Annotated in this window: 13 protein-coding genes; 8 read left to right on the top strand and 5 right to left on the bottom strand. The window is 68.4% G+C overall.

From position 1 onward, the window contains the following. Nucleotides 1-58 precede the first annotated feature (58 nt). Together ABIB51_RS14060 and ABIB51_RS14055 are read left to right on the top strand one after the other, a co-directional pair. Nucleotides 59-1330 (top strand): DUF4192 family protein, encoded by a 1272-nt coding sequence (locus ABIB51_RS14060; protein WP_354189006.1) that lies wholly within the window; start codon nucleotides 59-61, stop codon nucleotides 1328-1330. A gap of 279 nt (nucleotides 1331-1609) precedes the next feature. Continuing rightward, nucleotides 1610-2932: an RNA polymerase sigma factor gene (locus ABIB51_RS14055; RefSeq protein WP_354189004.1), complete on the top strand. Its 1323-nt coding sequence runs from the start codon at nucleotides 1610-1612 to the stop codon at nucleotides 2930-2932. A 193-nt stretch (nucleotides 2933-3125) separates the two neighbouring features. On the opposite strand, the gene ABIB51_RS14050 is transcribed toward ABIB51_RS14055, so the two are convergent. Then, nucleotides 3126-3347 (bottom strand): DUF7455 domain-containing protein, encoded by a 222-nt coding sequence (locus tag ABIB51_RS14050; RefSeq protein ID WP_354189002.1) that lies wholly within the window; start codon nucleotides 3345-3347, stop codon nucleotides 3126-3128. A gap of 223 nt (nucleotides 3348-3570) precedes the next feature. Here ABIB51_RS14050 and ABIB51_RS14045 point away from each other — a divergent pair, with 223 nt between their 5' ends. Next, the gene (locus ABIB51_RS14045; RefSeq protein WP_354189000.1) at nucleotides 3571-5679 is read left to right on the top strand and encodes a DNA gyrase/topoisomerase IV subunit B; all 2109 of its coding nucleotides are present in this window, start codon (nucleotides 3571-3573) and stop codon (nucleotides 5677-5679) included. Nucleotides 5680-5705: 26 nt separating this feature from the next. On the opposite strand, the gene ABIB51_RS14040 is transcribed toward ABIB51_RS14045, so the two are convergent. Together ABIB51_RS14040 and ABIB51_RS14035 are read right to left on the bottom strand one after the other, a co-directional pair. Continuing rightward, nucleotides 5706-6704, bottom strand: a complete 999-nt coding sequence (locus ABIB51_RS14040; protein ID WP_354188998.1) for a M56 family metallopeptidase — start codon at nucleotides 6702-6704, stop codon at nucleotides 5706-5708. Nucleotides 6705-6710: 6 nt separating this feature from the next. Further along, nucleotides 6711-7097 carry a BlaI/MecI/CopY family transcriptional regulator gene (locus ABIB51_RS14035; RefSeq protein WP_354188996.1) on the bottom strand — a complete coding sequence of 129 codons (387 nt, stop codon included), beginning with the start codon at nucleotides 7095-7097 and terminating at the stop codon, nucleotides 6711-6713. A 292-nt stretch (nucleotides 7098-7389) separates the two neighbouring features. Between ABIB51_RS14035 and ABIB51_RS14030 the strand changes: the two genes are divergently transcribed. From ABIB51_RS14030 to ABIB51_RS14015, 4 genes are read left to right on the top strand one after another with little or no spacing between them, the layout of a single operon-like run. Continuing rightward, entirely contained in the window at nucleotides 7390-8985 is a 1596-nt protein-coding gene (locus tag ABIB51_RS14030) for a cytochrome ubiquinol oxidase subunit I (RefSeq protein WP_354188994.1), read from the top strand. A 36-nt stretch (nucleotides 8986-9021) separates the two neighbouring features. Beyond that, a complete protein-coding gene (gene cydB / locus ABIB51_RS14025; protein ID WP_354188992.1) occupies nucleotides 9022-10071 on the top strand; it encodes a cytochrome d ubiquinol oxidase subunit II in 1050 nt (349 codons plus the stop codon). Nucleotides 10072-10077: 6 nt separating this feature from the next. Next, entirely contained in the window at nucleotides 10078-13653 is a 3576-nt protein-coding gene (cydD, locus tag ABIB51_RS14020; protein ID WP_354188990.1) for a thiol reductant ABC exporter subunit CydD, read from the top strand. Between the two features lie 21 nt (nucleotides 13654-13674). Then, nucleotides 13675-14682 (top strand): GNAT family N-acetyltransferase, encoded by a 1008-nt coding sequence (locus ABIB51_RS14015; RefSeq protein ID WP_354188988.1) that lies wholly within the window; start codon nucleotides 13675-13677, stop codon nucleotides 14680-14682. A 15-nt stretch (nucleotides 14683-14697) separates the two neighbouring features. Here the strand turns inward: ABIB51_RS14015 and ABIB51_RS14010 are convergent, their stop codons facing one another. Beyond that, on the bottom strand, nucleotides 14698-15216 hold the full coding sequence (locus tag ABIB51_RS14010; RefSeq protein WP_354188986.1) for a DinB family protein: 519 nt from the start codon (nucleotides 15214-15216) through the stop codon (nucleotides 14698-14700). A 152-nt stretch (nucleotides 15217-15368) separates the two neighbouring features. On the opposite strand from ABIB51_RS14010, the gene ABIB51_RS14005 reads away from it, so the two are divergent. Continuing rightward, entirely contained in the window at nucleotides 15369-15752 is a 384-nt protein-coding gene (locus tag ABIB51_RS14005) for a VOC family protein (protein ID WP_354188984.1), read from the top strand. Nucleotides 15753-15828: 76 nt separating this feature from the next. On the opposite strand, the gene ABIB51_RS14000 is transcribed toward ABIB51_RS14005, so the two are convergent. Then, a complete protein-coding gene (locus tag ABIB51_RS14000; RefSeq protein ID WP_354188983.1) occupies nucleotides 15829-18357 on the bottom strand; it encodes a DNA gyrase/topoisomerase IV subunit A in 2529 nt (842 codons plus the stop codon). Nucleotides 18358-18377 lie beyond the last annotated feature (20 nt).

Raw genomic sequence — 18377 nt, 5'->3', positions numbered from 1 at the left:
GTCCACATAGGACCGGTCCCCGGCTGACGGCGGGGCGCGACGGGACAAAGCTGGCGTTATGACAGCTCCCGACCACGTAAAAATCACCGGCCCCGAGGACATCCTGGGGTTCATCCCGCATTCCCTGGGGTACTGGCCCGCCCACAGCCTCGTCGCCATGACCATGCAGGGCAAGCGGCTGGGAGCCACGCTCCGGGTGGACCTCCCCGACGGCGGCCACCCCGGCGGCTCCGCCTGCTTTGCCCTGACCGTGGCCGGCTACCTGGAGGCCGACGACGAGGCGGACGGCTCGCTGCTCGCGTTCTTCACCGGGAACGACGCCACCGGAACCGGCACGGACGGCACGGACGGCACGGACGGTGCCGACTGGGCCGATCTGCTCGAAGAACTGGAGCATGCCCTGGCGGAAAGCGGCATGCCGGTGCGGGACGCGTGGTTCATCGGCGCCGAGCACTGGCGGAACGCCTACTGCAGCGATCCAACGTGTTGTGGCCCGCCCGGCCGGCCCATCGACGAGATCAGGAACAGCCCGCTCAATGCGGAGCTGGTGTTCCGCGGCAGCACCGTCGGTCCCGCCCCCGGTGCCCCCGCGTTGTTCCCGTCCCCGCTGCTGGAGGACCCGGCCGTACTCGACTCCGAGCGCGACTGGGCGCAGCTGTTCGCCGGACACGCCCGCGACCGGGTGCAGTTCGGCCGGGTGCTGGACGTCTGGGCCCTGGTGCTGGGCCCGCCGCCGGGGGAGGGGCTTCCCGTGGAGCTCGCCGGCTACCTGCGGGCAGCCTTGTGCGTTCCGGCCTGGCGGGATGCCGTCCTCGTGATGGCGGCCGCGGGCCCGGAGGCCGCCGAGCGGGGTGCCTCGGACTTCGGGATCTTCGACAGCCAGGCCCGCACCGCCAGGCTGCCTCGGATCCCGCTGCCACCGCTGACAGGTTTCCCGCCCCTGCCGCCACCCTCGGAAAGCGCCGGTGCCGGACCTGGTGCCGGACCCGGCAGGGGGCCGTCGACGCTCCCGGGATACGGCGAGGTGCTGCTCGGCCTTGCGCCGCCGGTGCCTGACTGGGCCCGGATGGCGCGCCTGGAGCGGGTTCTGATCCAGCTGGGCGAGGCCGGCGGGGAAGCCTCCGCCGCCGCACTGACCGGACGCGGCTGGATCGAATGGTGCCGCGGGAAAGGCTCCTTCGCCGATGCCCTGTTCCGCCGCGCCGAAGTCCGCTTCCCGGGGTACCGGCTCGCCGGGCTGCTGGCCGAACTGGTGAGCCGCGGAACCCTCTGCGGATGGGCTGGAAGGAGGGATGCGGCGTGGCAGCGGTTTGAACCCGGTGCCGCGTGAGGGCGGAGGGATGCAGGACTCACCACATGGCGCGGTACCGGCCGCGTGACGGCACCGATTCTGAAAACCGTGAGACAATGGTTGCCGAGACCCGGTTGGGTCCGTGTATCAGAAGCCAGTAGCGAACCTTGGAAACAGGGAACATTACGGCCGTCTCAGCAGTTCTACTAAGTGGCTCTGCTGGCTGTGGCTGCTTCTGATGTTGAACACGGACTTGACAGGGTCATAGTGGTGTTGCCCGTATGGTGATTCCACAGACCGCCGCTAGAAAGGTTTTCTGTGACCCCGTCTTCCGCGAAGAAGGAACCCGCCGACCAGGCCGAATTGTCCCCCGAGGAGAAGAAGGCGGCGACGAACGCCAAGCGCGCCGCCACGCGTGCAGCCAACAAGGCTGTCAAAGGCGCAGCCTCAGCCGACGGTGACGGCACCGCATCGGCGGTCGCCAAGCCTGAACCCAAAAAGCGCGGGCCCAAGCCCGGCGCTAAAGCCGCGGCGCAGGCCGCCGGCAAAGCCGCCCGCGGCGATGACGACGACGAAGACGTCGACCTCGACGAGGTAGCCGCCGTCGAGATCGGCGAGGACGGCGAAGAAATTCCCGCCAAGGCAGCCGCAGCCCCGACAGGCTCCGGCTTCGTCTACTCCGATGCGGACGACGACGATGCCCCCGTGCAGCAGGTCATGTCGGCCGGCGCCACTGCCGACCCCGTCAAGGACTACCTGAAGCAGATCGGCAAGGTCGCCCTGCTGAACGCCGAGCAGGAAGTGGACCTGGCCCTCCGCATTGAGGCAGGCCTGTTTGCCGAAGAGAAGATCAACGCCGACGACGGATCCATGGATCCGAAGCTCAAGCGTGAATTCGAATTCGTCATCCATGACGGCAAGCGCGCCAAGAACCACCTGCTGGAGGCCAACCTCCGCCTCGTGGTGTCGCTGGCCAAGCGCTACACCGGCCGCGGCATGCTGTTCCTGGACCTCATCCAGGAAGGAAACCTGGGCCTGATCCGTGCTGTCGAGAAGTTCGACTACACCAAGGGCTTCAAGTTCTCCACCTACGCCACCTGGTGGATCCGCCAGGCGATCACCCGCGCCATGGCCGACCAGGCCCGCACCATCCGCATCCCGGTGCACATGGTGGAAGTCATCAACAAGCTGGCCCGCGTGCAGCGCCAGATGCTCCAGGACCTCGGCCGCGAACCCACCCCGGAAGAGCTGGCCCTCGAGCTGGACATGACTCCGGAAAAGGTCGTGGAGGTCCAGAAGTACGGCCGCGAGCCGATCTCCCTGCACACCCCGCTGGGCGAAGACGGCGACTCCGAGTTCGGTGACCTCATCGAGGACTCCGAAGCCGTGGTCCCGGCCGATGCCGTGAGCTTCACCCTGCTGCAGGAACAACTGCACTCCGTCCTGGACACGCTCTCCGAGCGGGAGGCCGGTGTGGTGGCCATGCGTTTCGGCCTGACCGACGGACAGCCGAAGACTTTAGACGAAATCGGCAAGGTCTACGGAGTTACGCGCGAGCGGATCCGCCAGATCGAATCCAAGACCATGTCCAAGCTGCGGCACCCGTCGCGGTCGCAGGTCCTGCGCGACTACCTGGACTAACGTCCGGCGTCATCGCACTGCGGGGCCACTCCGTACCGTTCCTCCCCGAGTAACAGTACGGAGTGGCCCCGCAGTTGGTTAATCGCCTTGCCTGGCCGGCATGCCCGGCCTGGGTGCTTGGCGGGGCAGCGTGCTTAAAAAGGACCAGGCCCCTCCGATTCGGAGGGGCCTGGTCTGCTAAAGAGTAAAGGGACTACTCGACGGGAAGCGGTGCTTTCTCGTGAAGGCGTCCGGTCTCATCGTGCCAGTCAGAGCTGAGCGGCCTGAGCGTCGGTTCTACGGCGCGTGCGTGGTGGCCGCAGAAGAGAAGCTCACCACCGGAGGCACCGAGAACAACCCGGACATATGCCTGTGCTCCGCAACGATCGCACCGGTCAACGGTGGTGAGTGTGCGGTCCGCAACTGCTGCTGTCATGTTCGGCCTCCTTGGTAGTTCGGTATACCTATATAACCAGCATTCGAAGCCAAAGCATGGCAAGGATGGACCACTTTCGCTGTCCGCGTATCACGTCTCGATAACGGGGGGCGGCATCGTGCCTCGGACGGGAGTGGCAACCCGGTGCGCGGCGGCACTGCACTACCCTAGGAAGAGCGCTCAATCGCCCTGCCTGTTCCGTCCCTGAAGGAGTTTCCGCCCCGTGGCACCAAGTTCTGATTACACCGCCCGGCATCTCTCAGTGCTGGAAGGCCTCGAGGCCGTCCGCAAGCGCCCGGGCATGTACATCGGCTCCACGGACTCCCGGGGGCTCATGCACTGTCTCTGGGAGATCATCGATAACTCCGTCGATGAGGCCCTGGCCGGATTCGGCCACGACATCAAGATCATCCTGCACGCCGACAACTCGGTGGAAATCCACGACGACGGCCGTGGCGTTCCGGTGGACATCGAACCGAAAACCGGGCTGTCCGGCGTCGAGGTCGTCTTCACGAAACTGCACGCCGGCGGCAAGTTCGGCGGCGGCTCCTACACCGCTTCCGGCGGCCTGCACGGCGTCGGCGCGTCCGTGGTCAACGCCCTGTCCGCCCGGCTGGACGTTGAAGTGGACCGCGGCGGCAAGACCTACAAGATGTCCTTCCGCCGGGGGGAGCCCGGCCGGTTCAAGGATCCGGGAACCAAGCCGGACCCGGCGACCCTCTTCGAGCCGTTCATCGACGGGTCCGTGCTGGACATCGTGGGGAAGGCCAAGCGCGGCGTCACCGGCACCCGGATCCGCTACTGGGCGGACCGCCAGATCTTCACCCCGGACGCCAAGTTCTCCTACGACGAGCTCGCCGCCCGCGCCCGGCAGACCTCGTTCCTGGTCCCCGGCCTGAAGCTGACGGTCCGGGACGACCGCAGGGTGGCGGGCACGCCGGGGGAGTCCGGCCCGCACGAGGAGGTCTTCCACCACGACGGCGGCCTCTCCGAGTTCGTCGAATTCCTCGCCGCCGATCCCGCGGTGACTGACATCTGGCGGCTGCACGGCGCCGGCAAGTTCAAGGAAACCGTTCCTGTCCTGGACGAGAGGGGCCACAGCCAGCTCGCCGAAGTGGAGCGCGACTGCGAAGTCGATGTGGCGCTGCGCTGGGGCATTGGCTACGACAGCACCGTGCGCAGCTTCGTCAACATCATCTCTACGCCCAAGGGCGGAACCCACCAGGCGGGCTTCGAGCAGGCCCTCCTCAAGACGTTCCGCAAGGCCGTGGAAAGCAACGCCCGCAAGCTCAAGGCGGGCAGCGACAAAATCGAAAGGGACGATATCTTCGCCGGACTCACCGCCGTCCTGACCGTCCGCCTGGCCGAGCCGCAGTTCGAGGGCCAGACCAAGGAGATCCTGGGCACGTCCGCCGTCCGCGCCATCGTGGCGAAGGTCGTGGAGCAGGAAATCAACGCCAAGCTGAACTCCGCCAACCGCAACGACAAGGCCCAGTCCGCGCTGCTGCTCGAAAAAATCGTCAGCGAGATGAAGTCGCGCATCTCGGCCCGCGTCCACAAGGAAACCCAGCGCCGCAAGAACGCCCTGGAAACCTCGTCCATGCCCACCAAGCTTGCGGACTGCCGCACCGACGACGTCGCCCGCTCGGAACTGTTCATCGTGGAAGGCGACTCCGCGCTGGGTACGGCCAAGCTGGCGCGTTCCTCCGATTTCCAGGCGCTGCTGCCGATCCGCGGCAAGATCCTCAACGTGCAGAAGGCCTCCGTGGGGGACATGCTCTCCAACACCGAATGCGCCGCGCTCATCCAGGTGGTGGGCGCCGGCTCCGGCCGGAGCTTCGACATCAGTGCCGCCCGCTATGGCAAGGTCATCCTCATGACCGACGCCGACGTCGACGGCGCCCACATCCGGACCCTCCTGCTGACACTGTTCTTCCGCTACATGCGCCCGATGATCGATGAAGGCAGGGTCTTCGCCGCCGTGCCGCCGCTGCACCGGGTGGAGGTCATCAACGCCGGCCAGAAGGCCAACGAGATGATCTACACCTACTCCGAGGCTGAGCTGCACGTGCTGCTGGCCCGCCTCGCCAAGGACGGCAAGCGGTACAAGGAACCGATCCAGCGCTACAAGGGCCTCGGGGAAATGGACGCGGAGCAGCTGGCCGAGACCACCATGGACCCGCGGCATCGGACCTTGCGCAAGGTCGGGATCGAAAACGCGAAGCAGGCCGAAGAGACCTTTGACCTGCTGATGGGCTCCGACGTCGCGCCCCGCAAGGACTTCATCATCGCCGGGGCCGCCGGCCTGGACCGGGAACGCATCGACGCCTGAGCTCCGGCGGCGTTTCCGCCGGCAGGTCAGCCGAGCAGGCCCGGAACGACCAGCAGGGCGGTGGGCACCGCTAGCAGCAGCAGGCAGGCAGCCAGCACGGCAAGCCGCAGCGGCTCAGGCAGCGGCGGCTGCGGGGAGAGCAGGCGGGTGACCCGGGACGCCGTCGTGCTGGCAGACGCCGTTCCGCCCGTTCCGCCGGTGGCGCCGGGCAGCCCGGCGTCGGCGTCGGGCAGTTCCGGCTCACCGAACGCCAGACGGCCGGCAGGGGCGGCGGGGAAGCCACTGGCAACGATCGCGATCGCCCTGATCAGCGTCGCCTTGCTTTCGGTCTTCAGCGCGACATCGTCGGCCAGCATTTCGATCAGCGAATTGACCGCCTCCTGCGCCAGCCGCGTGGTCGGCAGCCACGGCAGCGCCTGGCGCCAGGCCGCGAAAGCCCAGAGCAGGAGATGATGGCGCTGGCTGAGATGCGCGTTCTCGTGGATCAGGACCGCGCGGAGCTCCGCGGGTTCCAGTGCCGCCATGAGTCCGTCGGACAGTACAGTGACCGAGCGCGCACCGCCCGGCAGGCAGTACGCCACCGGCGAGTCGAGGTTGAGCACCATGGTCTTCGGGCCGTCAGCGGACGGCGAGGCGAGCAGGGCCAGCAGTTCCCGGTGGCGGTGCCGCTGCCGCTGGATCTTGTAATAGGTCAGCAACAAGGTGAAGACGAGGTGCGCCGTCAGCAGGGCTGCCGCAGAGAGGGCAAATATATGCCAGAAACCCAGCACGGTGGTGGGGGCGTTGTTGAAGACCATGCCGGCCAGGGACTCAAGACCCGCCAGCAGGTTATCGCCGGCCGGCTCCAGCCCGTAAACGAGCATGGCGCCGATCATCGACAGGCCACCGGCAAGGGCAATCGCCTGCCAGAGCAGCATGGCCGTGAACGGGGACCGGGCCGGCCACTGGGCGCGCGAGAGCAGGATAGGCACCGGCCAGGCCAGGACTATCGCGAGGACCGCCAGAAACCATGAGGTCCAAAACATCGGGCGCTAGCTGAGGCCCAGCAGTTTGCGCAACGTTTCCGCTTCAGTGTCGGTGACGGAACCGATGAAACGCGCCAGCACGGCCTCGCGGTCCGGTGCGGACCCCAGGACCTCGTGCATAAGCTCAGCGGTGTGGTCGGCCCGGCTGGATACGGCCTGGTAACGGTGCGGCCGGGTGCCGCGTTCGCGCTCCACGAGGCCCTTGCGCTCGAGGCGGGAGAGCACGGTCAGCACCGTGGTGACGGCCAGGTCCTTGCCTTCGTGTCCCGTCGTGCCGCCTTCCGTGCGGGTGGTCTGCGCAAGCAGATCCCGCAGGGTGTTGGCTGTTGCGGCCTCCTGGCCTGCCCAGAGCAGATCCATCACTGCCCGTTCCAGTTCACCGAGACTAGCCATTCCGTACGTCCTTTGTGACGGCCGCCCGGGTGGCTCGTTGCCCGCCGGGTGGCGTAGTTAAATCTTCCGCACTAAATTTACCGCGTTTTGCGCATTCTTTCTACATGAAGTAGAACAGTCGGTCCCGGCGAGTCGCCTGTACTGCCCGAAGCCGCCGGCCGGTCCATTGCGGGCCGTGCGACGCCGTGGGAGTCTGGGGATGCAGGGAGGTGCCCGTGTGTTCTACACTCTGTAGAAGAAACATTTCTACGTTACGTAGAAGTATCCCGCCGAGCCAAAAGTAGGGACTGCCTTGGACGCCTTGGAAATCGCACGCTGGCAATTCGGAATCACGACCGTCTACCACTTCATGATGGTGCCGCTCACGATCGGCCTGGGCCTGGTTGTGGCCGTCATCCAGACGCTCTGGCACCGCACCGGCCGGCCGGAGTACCTCCGGATGACGAAGTTCTGGGGCAAGCTCTTCCTGATCAACTTCATCATGGGTGTTGCCACCGGCATTGTGCAGGAGTTCCAGTTCGGCATGGCCTGGAGCGAATACAGCCGATTCGTCGGCGACGTCTTCGGGGCACCGCTCGCGATGGAAGCGCTCCTGGCCTTCTTCGTGGAATCGACGTTCCTGGGCCTGTGGATCTTCGGCTGGAAGCAACTCAAGCCCGGCATCCACCTGGCCTGCCTCTGGATCGCCGTCATCGGCTCGGTTTTCTCCGCGTACTTCATCATCGTGGCCAACAGCTGGATGCAGCACCCCGTCGGCGTCGAAATGGTCAACGGGCGTCCCGTCATGACGGACGCCTGGGCGGTCTTCACCAACAACACCGCCCTCGTCGCCGTCCCACACACGCTCTTCGGTGCCCTCGCCGTCGCAGGGGCGTTCCTGCTGGGCATCGCCTGGTACCACCTGTGGCGCCGCCGCCACGACGGGATCGACACGGTCGGAACCGACGGCATGGTCGTCCCCGGCGAATCCGCCGTCCCCGGACGGGACCGCGCGGACCATGCCGTCTGGATCCGCTCGCTGCGGATCGGCGCCGTCGTCGCCATGATTTCCTTCGCCGGGACCGCATTCACCGGCGACCTGCAGGGCAAGCTCATGTTCGAGCAGCAGCCCATGAAGATGGCCGCGGCCGAGGCGGCCTGCCACGACGGCACCGGCTTCTCCGTGCTGAGCGTGGGCAACCTCGGCACCAAGAACTGCGATGACATCGTCGCCGTGATCGAGGTCCCCGGCATCCTGTCCTTCCTGGCCAAGGGAGATTTCACCACCGAGGTCAAAGGCGTGAACAGCCTCCTGGAGAAGTACAAGGCCGACTACGGCACGCACCTGCCGGACAACCCCATCTACGGGGACCGGGCCGGCCAGGAAATCCAGTACGTACCGGTCATGGAAGTCACCTACTGGGGTTTCCGGATGATGATCGGCTTCGGCGGGCTGGCAGCCCTCGCGGCGCTGGCAGCACTGTGGTTCACCCGGAAGGGCACCGTCCCGGCCTCCCGCGGGCTCATGCGGCTGGCCGTGGTCGGGATCCTGGCACCCTTCGGGGCCAACGCCGCCGGCTGGATCTTCACCGAAATGGGACGGCAGCCGTTCGTCGTCGCCCCGAACCCGGATCCCAGCGGGATCGACCAGGTCTTTATGTTCACCGCCGCGGCGGTCTCCCCGGGCGTCTCTGCCGGGGAACTGATGACGTCCCTCGTGGTACTGACCGCCGTGTACGCGTTGCTGCTGGTGGTGGAGGTCAAGCTGCTGGTCAAGTACATCCGGGGCGGCGTGGCCTCGGCCATGCCGGAGCTGGTGCACGCCCCCGTTGATGAAAACGAGGACGGCACCCCCAGGCCGCCCGGTACCGGGAAACCCGAAGACGACGTCCTGGCGTTCGCCTACTAAGCCCCCGCCACCAACGAAACGCAGAGGATACTCAGCATGGAACTGCTTCCCACCATCTGGTTCATCGCCATCGCGGTGCTGTGGACGGGCTACCTCTTTCTCGAGGGCTTTGACCTCGGAGTCGGCATGCTGATGAAAGTGTTCGCCAGGAACAACACCGAACGACGAGTCCTGCTGAACACGATCGGCCCGGTGTGGGACGGAAACGAAGTCTGGCTCCTGACTGCCGGCGGGGCCACGTTCGCGGCCTTCCCGCTCTGGTACGCCTCCCTGTTCTCCGCGCTGTACCTGCCGTTGCTGCTGGTCCTGGTGGCGCTCATCTTCCGCGCCGTGGCCTTCGAATACCGCGGCAAGGTGGACACACCGCAGTGGCGGGCCCGCTGGGACTGGGCCATTGCGGCCGGCTCGTTCGTCGCCGCGTTCGGGGTCGGCGCCGCGCTGGCCCTGACCACCACGGGACTGCCGTTGAACGCCAACGGTGACCGGGAGGGCGGTCCGTTCGCGTGGTTCAGCGCCTATGCCGTCCTCGGCGGACTCGCCGTCGTCGGATTCTCCCTCCTGCACGGCCTCGCCTTCCTGTCCCTGAAAACCGACGGAGAGGTCCGGCACCGCGCCCGCCAGTGGTTCGTCCGGCTCCTGCCGGTGCTGCTGCTGCCGATCGCAGGGTGGGCTGTGAGCCTGCAGTTGCTCAGCGGCGAAGCCTGGACCGTCGCCGCAGTGGCCGCCGCAGTGGTAGCCGCCGTCCTCGCGTGGAACTTCGCCCGCAACGGTGCGGAGGGCAGGGCATTCCTGGCCCTCGGTGCCTTCCTGTTGCTCGGCAGCGCGTCGATCTTCGGTGCCGCGTTCCCGGTGGTGCTGCCCTCAACGCTCAACCCCGCGTTCGACCTGACGGTCTCCAACGCTTCCTCCTCCGACTACACCCTCGGGCTGATGAGCATCGTCGCATGTATCGGGCTCCCGCTCGTGCTGGCCTACCAGGCCTGGACATACTGGGTGTTCCGGCGCCGGGTGAGTGCCGCGCACATCCCGGAGGCCCACAGTTTCCTGCCCGCGATCGCGGCCAAAGCGCTGGCACCCAAGGACTAACACCCGATGAGACCGCAGTTCCCGTCCGGCCCCGCTACCCGCTCCGCCCTCTACCTGCTGGGCCTCCTCGCTGCCCTGAAAGCGTTGTCCCTCGTCCTGATGGCACAGGCGGTCGCGTCCATGCTCGCAGGACTGATGGCCCACAACCCGGCCTGGGGCGAGCAACTGGCCTGGGGACTCGCCGGGGTTGTCCTGCGGTCCCTGACGGTATGGGCCCAGGCCGTCGCGTCGCGGCGGGCCGCACTGGGCGTCAAGGAGGAGCTGCGCTCGCAGCTGCTCGAACGCGCACTGCGCAACGGGACCCGCACCGCGGGACCCGCCGACGGCGGCCTCGCGATCCTGGCCACGCGGGGACTGGACGCCCTGGACAGCTACTACACCCAGTTCCTGCCGGCGCTGGTGAACTGTGCGGCGATCCCGCTGCTGCTCGGGGCCCGGATTTTGTTCGCCGACTGGATCAGCGCCGTCGTGATCGTGCTGACCGTGCCCCTCGTGCCGCTGTTCATGGTCCTGATCGGGCGCTATACCGAGGACCGGGTCCGGGAGGCCCAGTCGGCGCTCGCCCGCCTGTCCGGCCACATGCTCGAACTCGCCAAAGGCCTCCCGGTGCTCGTGGGCCTGGGCCGGGCCACCGCCCAGCGCAAGGCACTGGAGGACATCTCCGAGGAGTACCGCTCCCGCACCATGGGCACCCTGCGCACGGCGTTCCTCTCGGCCCTCGCCCTGGAACTCATCGCGACGATCTCCGTCGCCGTGGTCGCCGTCTTTATCGGCGTCCGGCTGGTACATGGGGACATGGGCCTCGAGGCCGGGCTGCTGGCCCTGATCCTCGCCCCGGACTGCTACCTCCCGCTCCGTGAGCTGGGCACCGCCCACCACGCGAGCGACGACGGCCGCGCCGCGCTCGCCGAAACCACCGCCTTGCTCGACGCGCCCGAAGCCGTGCCTCTGCGCCCCGTCGCGGCCCCGTCCGCCACCCGCGCGGCCGCACATCCCGCACATTCCGCCGGGCCACCCCCGGTGACGGTGGCCGGGCTGGCCGTCCGCTACGCCGGCAGGACGGACGCCGCCGTCGGGCTGCTCAGCTTCACGGCCGCGGCCGGGAAGATCACGGCGCTCACAGGGCCCAGCGGCGCGGGCAAAAGCACCGTCCTCGGCGTGCTGGCCGGCACCATCGGCGCCGGCGGCGGAACCACCGTCGACGGACGGCTTGAAGGCTTCACGACGGCGGATGTCGCCTGGGTGCCGCAGCATCCCGTGATGGTGGCCCCCACCGTCATGGACGAACTCCGGCTGTACCTGCACGGGACCGGGGGAGCGGCAGACAGCGCTGCCGGCGGTGCTGCCGGCAGGCGGATCGATGCGGCTGCCCGCCGCTGCCTGGCAGCCTGCGCCGCGGGGCACCTCGCCGCGAAACACCCGGCGGAACTCAGCCCGGGGGAACTGCGCCGCGTGGCGCTGGCCCGCGGCCTGGCCCGGATCGAGGCCGGAGCCACCGTCCTGCTGCTCGACGAACCCACCGCCCATCTGGACCGCGCATCGGCGACCGTAGTCAGCCACGCCATCGAAGGGCTGCGCGGCAAAGTCACGGTTTTGCTCGTGGCGCACGACCGGCAGACCCGCGAACTGGCGGATGACGTGGTGCCCGTGGAACCGAAAACCGGCACGGCGGCTCATGCCGGACCGGGCGCCGCGACGGCGGGCCCGGCGCCCGCAGCACACCAGGTGGAACCGGCATCCTTCCCCGGAACCCAGTCCGGGTCGCGGCCGGAAGTGCCGGCCGGGACAGGGATGGCCGCGGACCTCGGATCCCGTGGCTCCGCCGGCACGGATAACGCGCCGGCTGCTCCGCCGGTCCGGGCAGGCACGGCGGCCCGACTCCGCCGCCTGCTGGCCCCGGTCGCAGGAAAATTCGCCGCCGCCGGAGCAGTGGGCACGCTGGCAGCCCTCTTCGCCGTCGCCCTCGCCGGGCTCTCCGGCTGGCTGATCATCCGTGCCAGCGAACAGCCGCCCATCCTCTACCTGCTCACCGCGATCGTTGGGGTGCGCTTCTTCGGCGTCGGCCGGGCTGCCCTGCGCTACGCGGAGCGGCTCCTGCTGCACGACGCCGTGTTCTCCGCCCTGACCCGGCTCCGCGGCCGGCTGTGGGAATCGCTGAGCCGCCGTGCGCTGTCCCTGCGCCGCCTCCTGCAGGGCGGCAACGTCCTGGGCACCGTGGTGGACGACGTCGACACGGTGCGGGAACTGCTGCCACGGGTGGTCCTTCCGCCGCTGACTGCCGTTGCCGTCGCCGTGGCGGCCGTGACGGGGACCGGCCTGCTGCTGCCCGCCGCGCTTCCCGCCACGATCGGTGCCGCCCTGCTGAGCCTCCTCGCCGCGCCGGCGCTGGCCCTGGCTGCGGACCGGATGTCCGCCGGCACCGAGCAACGCCTTCGGTCCGGCGTGCTGCGGAGAGTCGCGGCCGCCCTTGACGCCCGCGCCGAACTCCACGCCAACGGCGTTTCCGGCCCGGTCCTCGCCGCCATCACCACGGCCGACCGCTCCGCGACCGCGGCCTCCCAAAGGTCCGCGTGGGCCGAAGGCCTCGGCCAGGGCCTCACGGTACTGGCCTGCGGGGCCGCCGCCCTGTCCAGTGCCGTGCTGGCCGCGCCGCTGGCCCTCGGAGGGTCGGTGGAGCCCGCTACGGTCGCCGTCGTTGTGCTTCTGCACCTGGCCCTCGTGGAACCCTATGCGGCCATCACGACGGCGGTCCGGCAGTACCCGGCCCTCCGCGCCGTGCTGCGCCGGATCAGTGCGGCCGGCGTCCTGGACCGGTACGATCCGGATCCGGCGGGGGAGGCCGGCGGACTCGTGCCGGTGCCGGCGCGGCCTGCAGGCAAACCCGGGGTCGAATTGCGGGAGCTGTCCGCTGCCTGGCCCGGCGGCTGGGCAGTCTTCACCGGGCTCAGCGCCACGGCGGAACCCGGACGGTGGCTCGCAGTGACCGGCGCGTCGGGCTCCGGGAAATCCACAATGCTGGCCGTGCTTCTGGGTTTCCTTCCGCCCCGGAGCGGTCAGATCCACGTCAGTGGCACGGCAGCCTGGTGCCCGCAGGAGGCGCACTTGTTCGACTCCACCATCCGCGGCAACCTGATGCTCGGCCTCCCGGAGAGCCGGCGCGATGGCCGGCCGGGCGGGCCGGTGGAGCAGGACATGCGGGCGGCCCTCGCCGCGGTGGGCCTCGGTCCCCTCCTCGCCCGGCTGGACCGCGGCCCGGCGGGCTACATGGAAAGCGGCCCGGCAGATGGACTGGACACCCGGATCGGTCCCGGCGGGGCGCACCTCAGCGGCGGGGAGCGCCAGCGGCTCGCTGTCGCCCGCACCCTGCTCACCGGGGCGGATGTGATCCTTCTCGATGAGCCCACGGCCCACCTGGACACGGAGTCGGGCAGGGCCCTGCTGGCCGAACTCCGGCATGGGCTCCGGGACCGCACCGTGGTCCTTGTGACGCACAACCCGGAGGACATCGACGCGGGGGACAGCCGCCTGGACCTCGACGCCGCGGCTGCGGACACAGCGGACGCGGTGCTGGCACGGGGTTAAGCCGGAAGCTAGCCTGTTCCAATGAACCAATACCGAGACGCCGACGCCCGCGCCAGCCTCGACGCCAGGCTCTTGTGGCAGCCCGCCGGTTCGGCGGATCTCGACAACTGGGCCGAGTTGATCGCCAGGACCGCCGCCGTCGAACGGCCGGTCTGGTTCGAACGGCGCGCCGACCTGGCACAGATCCTCGACTCGAAGAACAACGCTGCCGCCGCGAACACCATCCTCGGCGTCGACAGTGTCGGGGTGGCCCGCGCCTACAGCCGGATCACGAAGAGCCGGTCAGGCGACAAGGCGGTCGGCTTTGGTTGCGTCGATCCGGCGTGGCAGGGCCAGGGGATCGGGACGGGCCTGCTCGGCTGGCTGGAACAGCGGACCCGGGAGCGGTTCGCCGGGGATGCGGTGTCCGGTGAGCCGGGCCCGGCGCCGAGGCTGCGGCTCTGCATGGAGCAGCAACACACCCACCAGGCGGCTCTCTTCGACAACTCCGGCTACCGGATCGTCCGCTACTACAACGAGATGCACCGGCCCCTCGACGCCGGAGTTCCCGAGGCCGCACTCGACGAGGGGCTGGAGCTCGTGGCCTTCGGACCGGAGCTGCACGAACCGGTCCGGCTGGCGCACAACGACGTCTTCCGCGACCACTGGGGCAGCGAACCGCGGGACGAGGAAGCCTGGGGCTTTGTGGTGAACGATCCGCAGATGCGCCCGGACCTCAGCGCTGTCGTGATCGAGCGGTCCAGCGGCACGGTGGCGGGCTACCAGTTGGCAAGCCACGACGCCGAAGGCGCGGATGCCCGTGGCTTCCGCGAGGGCTACACCGACCTGCTTGGTGTGCGCAGGGAGTTCCGAGGCCGGGGCATTGCCCAGGCGCTCCTGGCCGATGCGATGAGCCGTTTTGCCGCGGCGGGCATGGACAAGGCGTCACTCGACGTCGACTCGGAAAACCCCACCGGTGCCCTGGCGCTGTACACGAAGATGGGCTACGTCGCGGTCAACCACAGCATGGCCTGGGACAAGGAGCTGTAGCTAGCCGTCCACGCGCTAGCCGTCCACATCGTGGAGGTGATGGACGACGTCGTGCAGGAAGTACTGGGCAAACGTCAGCACAGTGAACCCCGAACCGTTGCTGCGGGTGCCCTTGCGGCCCCAATCCTCCTCCGGAACGCCGGCGAAGGACGCGGCTATCTGCTCGCCCTCGGCGGTCAGCCCGGCGCTGACCTCGGCCGGGTCGGAGTTGGCGTAGTCCTTCTCAAGCGCGGTAAGGTCCTGGTCCCAGTCGTTGAAACGGGCGTCGTCCTGGGTAAGCATGAGGGACAGCCGGTAGTCGAACAAGCCGAACACGTCGCGGACGTGGCAGGCGTACTCGAGCACCGACCAGGTTGCTTCGTCGGGACGGTCTGCCACGTCCGGACGCCGCAGGGCGGCACGCCAGCGTGGCAGCATGCTGGCCACGATTCCGGGCGCCGTCGCGGGCGTGGCCGCCGAGGCATCGAAACCGCACTCCGTACAGGGCCGCTGCAGCACCCAGGTCCAGTCCTTGATATCGGGGATGATAGGCATTCCGGCAGTCTATGTGCATTTCTCCCGGCCCGCTGGAGGACGTTGATCAGCCCAGGTCATCCCACTGGAAACCGGGCCCCGTCCGGCAGGGACGCGCGGTTTCCAAAGGAGTATGATTCCTTCCGGGGGGCGGGCCTGGAAAGAGAATAGCCATGCTCAAGGATAAGCAAGTCGGCGCAGTGCTGCCGGCGGCGGACATCGCCCGTGCGCGTGATTTCTACCGTGACAAGCTCGAGCTCGAACCCGAGAACCCGGATGCCGGGGACAACCTGGAGTACAAGTGCGGCTCCGGAACCGGGTTCCTCCTCTACCAGACGCCCAACGCCGGGACAGCGAAGAATACGCAGATCGGCTGGGTCGTCGATGACCTTCCCGCCGCCGTTGCCGAACTCCGGGCCAAGGGGGTCACTTTTGCGGATTACGATTTTCCGGGCCTGAAAACCGAAGACGGCATTGCCACCATGCCGGACGGGAGCGCAGCTGCGTGGTTCCTGGACACTGAGGGCAACATCTTGAGCCTCAATTACATGCCCTAGGTTGGACGCACCAAGCCCGGGCGCCTGCGGAAGCGCAGCCGCCCGGGCTTGGTGCGTCCTGTGAGCCCGACCTGGCTTAGCCGGCAGCCGGGACGGCGTCGTCCGCGGTCCAGGCCATGCTCGGCCCGATCGCGTCGACAGCCTGCGAGAGCGGGATACCGGAACCGTCGCGGCGGCCGTGCTCCCCGGGCAGCGAACGGGCCACGCCGGCCAGCGACGACGCCTTCGCCGGGCCGTGCCCGGCCCAGGCCAGCAGCAGGGTATCTTCGCCCTTGAGGAAACGGTGCGCCCTGACACCGGCTGTGGCACGGCCCTTGGCCGGATACTCCGCCAGCGCGGTGACCTTGGCCGCTCCCGGGGCGGTGCCCGGCAGGGCGCCCTCGGTCCCGGCGATGGTCACGACGACGGCGGCGTCGTCGGATGCGCCGGCGGTGCCGAAGAACACCACGGTGTCTCCGGCGGCCAGTTTGATACCGGCCATACCGCCCGCTGTCCGGCCCTGCGGGCGGACCGCCGAGGCGCCGAAGCGCAGCAGTTGCGCCTGCCGCGTCAGGAAGATGAGGTCGGAGTCCTCGGATCCGGCGGGCGCAACCCCCACCACGGCGTCCTTGTCCTTGAGGGCGATGACTTCCCAGTCCTCGCGGTTCAGCGGGTAGTCAGGCTGCACCCGCTTGACCACGCCCTGCGCGGTGCCGATCGCCAGCACCTCATCCAGCGGCGCGAAGGCCACCAGCGATTCGCCCTTGAGCAGGGTGATGAAGTCCTTGGCCGGAACGCCGCCGGCCAGGTTGGGGGTGCCCGACGTCGGCGGCAGCACCGGCATGTCCATCACCTGGAGCCGCAGCATCCGGCCCTGCGAGGTCACGGCGGCCATCTCGCCGCGCGCGGAGGTCTTGACCACGGAACGGAAGACGTCGTGTTTGGTCCGCGGGCCGGCCTCGGCGAGGCTGTCCTGGTTCGCGGTGCGGGCAATCTGGCCCGAGGCGGTAAGGATGGCCCAGCAGGGGTCATCGGCGATCTCCAGCGCCAGTGGGGCGGCTTTGCCCTTCGCCCCGGGAGCGGCGGCCAGCGCGGCAGCGACGGTGGGGGAGACCGCCTCGGACTCGAGCAGGACGGTGCGGCGCGGGGTGCCGTACTTTTCCGCGATCTCGGCCAGTTCGTCGGAAACGAGGGTGCGGAGCCGCCCGTCCGAGCCGAGGATGGCTTCCAGCTCCGCGATGTCCCGGCGCAGTTCGTCCTGCTCTTTTTCCAGTTCGATCCGGGAGTACTTGGTCAGCTGCCGTAGGCGCAGTTCCAGAATGTAGTTGGCCTGGATCTCGGAGAGGTCGTAGATGGACATCAGCCGGGTCCGGGCCGCGGCCGCCTCATCCGAGGACCGGATGATCTGGATGACCTCATCGATGTCGACGATCGCGACGAGGAGGCCCTCCACGAGGTGCAGGCGGTCCTTTTTCTTGCCCAGGCGGAAGGCGGTCCGGCGCCGTACCACGGTGATCCGGTGGTCCACGTAGACGGACAGCAACTGCAGCAGGCCCAGGGTCTGCGGCTGGCCGTCGACGAGTGTCACGTTGTTGATGCCGAAGGAATCCTCCATCGGCGTGTAGCGGTACAGCTGCTGCAGCACGGCAGTCGGGTTGAAGCCGTTCTTGAGCTCGATCACGAGGCGCAGGCCGTGCTTGCGGTCGGTGAGGTCCACGACGTCGCTGATGCCCGTCAGCTTCTTGCCGTTGACGGCGTCCTTGATTTTCTCGATGACCTTTTCCGGACCCACCATGTACGGCAGTTCCGTGACCACGAGGCCCGTCCGCCGGGCCGAGAGCTGCTCGACCTCCACCTTCGCGCGGGTCCGGAACGAGCCGCGGCCGGTGGCGTAGGCGTCCCGGATGCCGTCCAGTCCCACGATCCGTCCGCCCGTGGGCAGGTCCGGTCCCGGGACGTACTTCATGATGTCCCCGAGCGTCGCGTCCGGGCTGGCGATCAGGTGCCGGGCGGCGGCAATGACTTCGACGAGGTTGTGCGGGGCCATGTTCGTGGCCATGCCCACGGCAATGCCGGTGGCGCCGTTGACCAGCAGGTTCGGGAACGCGGCCGGCAGGACATCCGGCTGGGTCAGCTGGTTGTCGTAGTTGGGGACGAAGTCCACCACGTCTTCATCAAGGTGGTCCGTCATGGTCAGCGCCGCTGCCGCCAGCCGGGCTTCGGTATACCGCGGCGCGGCCGGGCCGTCGTCAAGGGAGCCGAAGTTGCCGTGCCCGTCGATCAGCGGCAGCCGCAGCGAAAAGTCCTGCGCCATGCGCACCATGGCGTCATAGATCGCGGTATCGCCGTGCGGGTGCAGCTTGCCCATGACCTCGCCGACGACGCGGGCGCTCTTGACATGTCCGCGGTCCGGGCGCAGGCCCATGTCGGACATCATGTAGAGGATGCGCCGCTGGACCGGCTTGAGGCCGTCGCGGGCGTCCGGAAGCGCACGCGAATAGATCACGGAATAGGCGTACTCGAGGAACGAGCCTTCCATCTCGGAAGTGACATCGATATCGACGATGTTCTCGACGAAATCCTGGCTGGCTTCCCCTGCCGGGGGCGTGGTTTGGCGGCGTGCCATAAGGCTGGTGGGTCCTTCTG

Source organism: Arthrobacter sp. UYCu712 (assembly GCF_040547005.1).
Lineage (GTDB): Bacteria > Actinomycetota > Actinomycetes > Actinomycetales > Micrococcaceae > Arthrobacter.
Note: the sequence above shows the minus strand (reverse complement) of the source record. Positions and strands in the feature narration are given on the sequence as shown.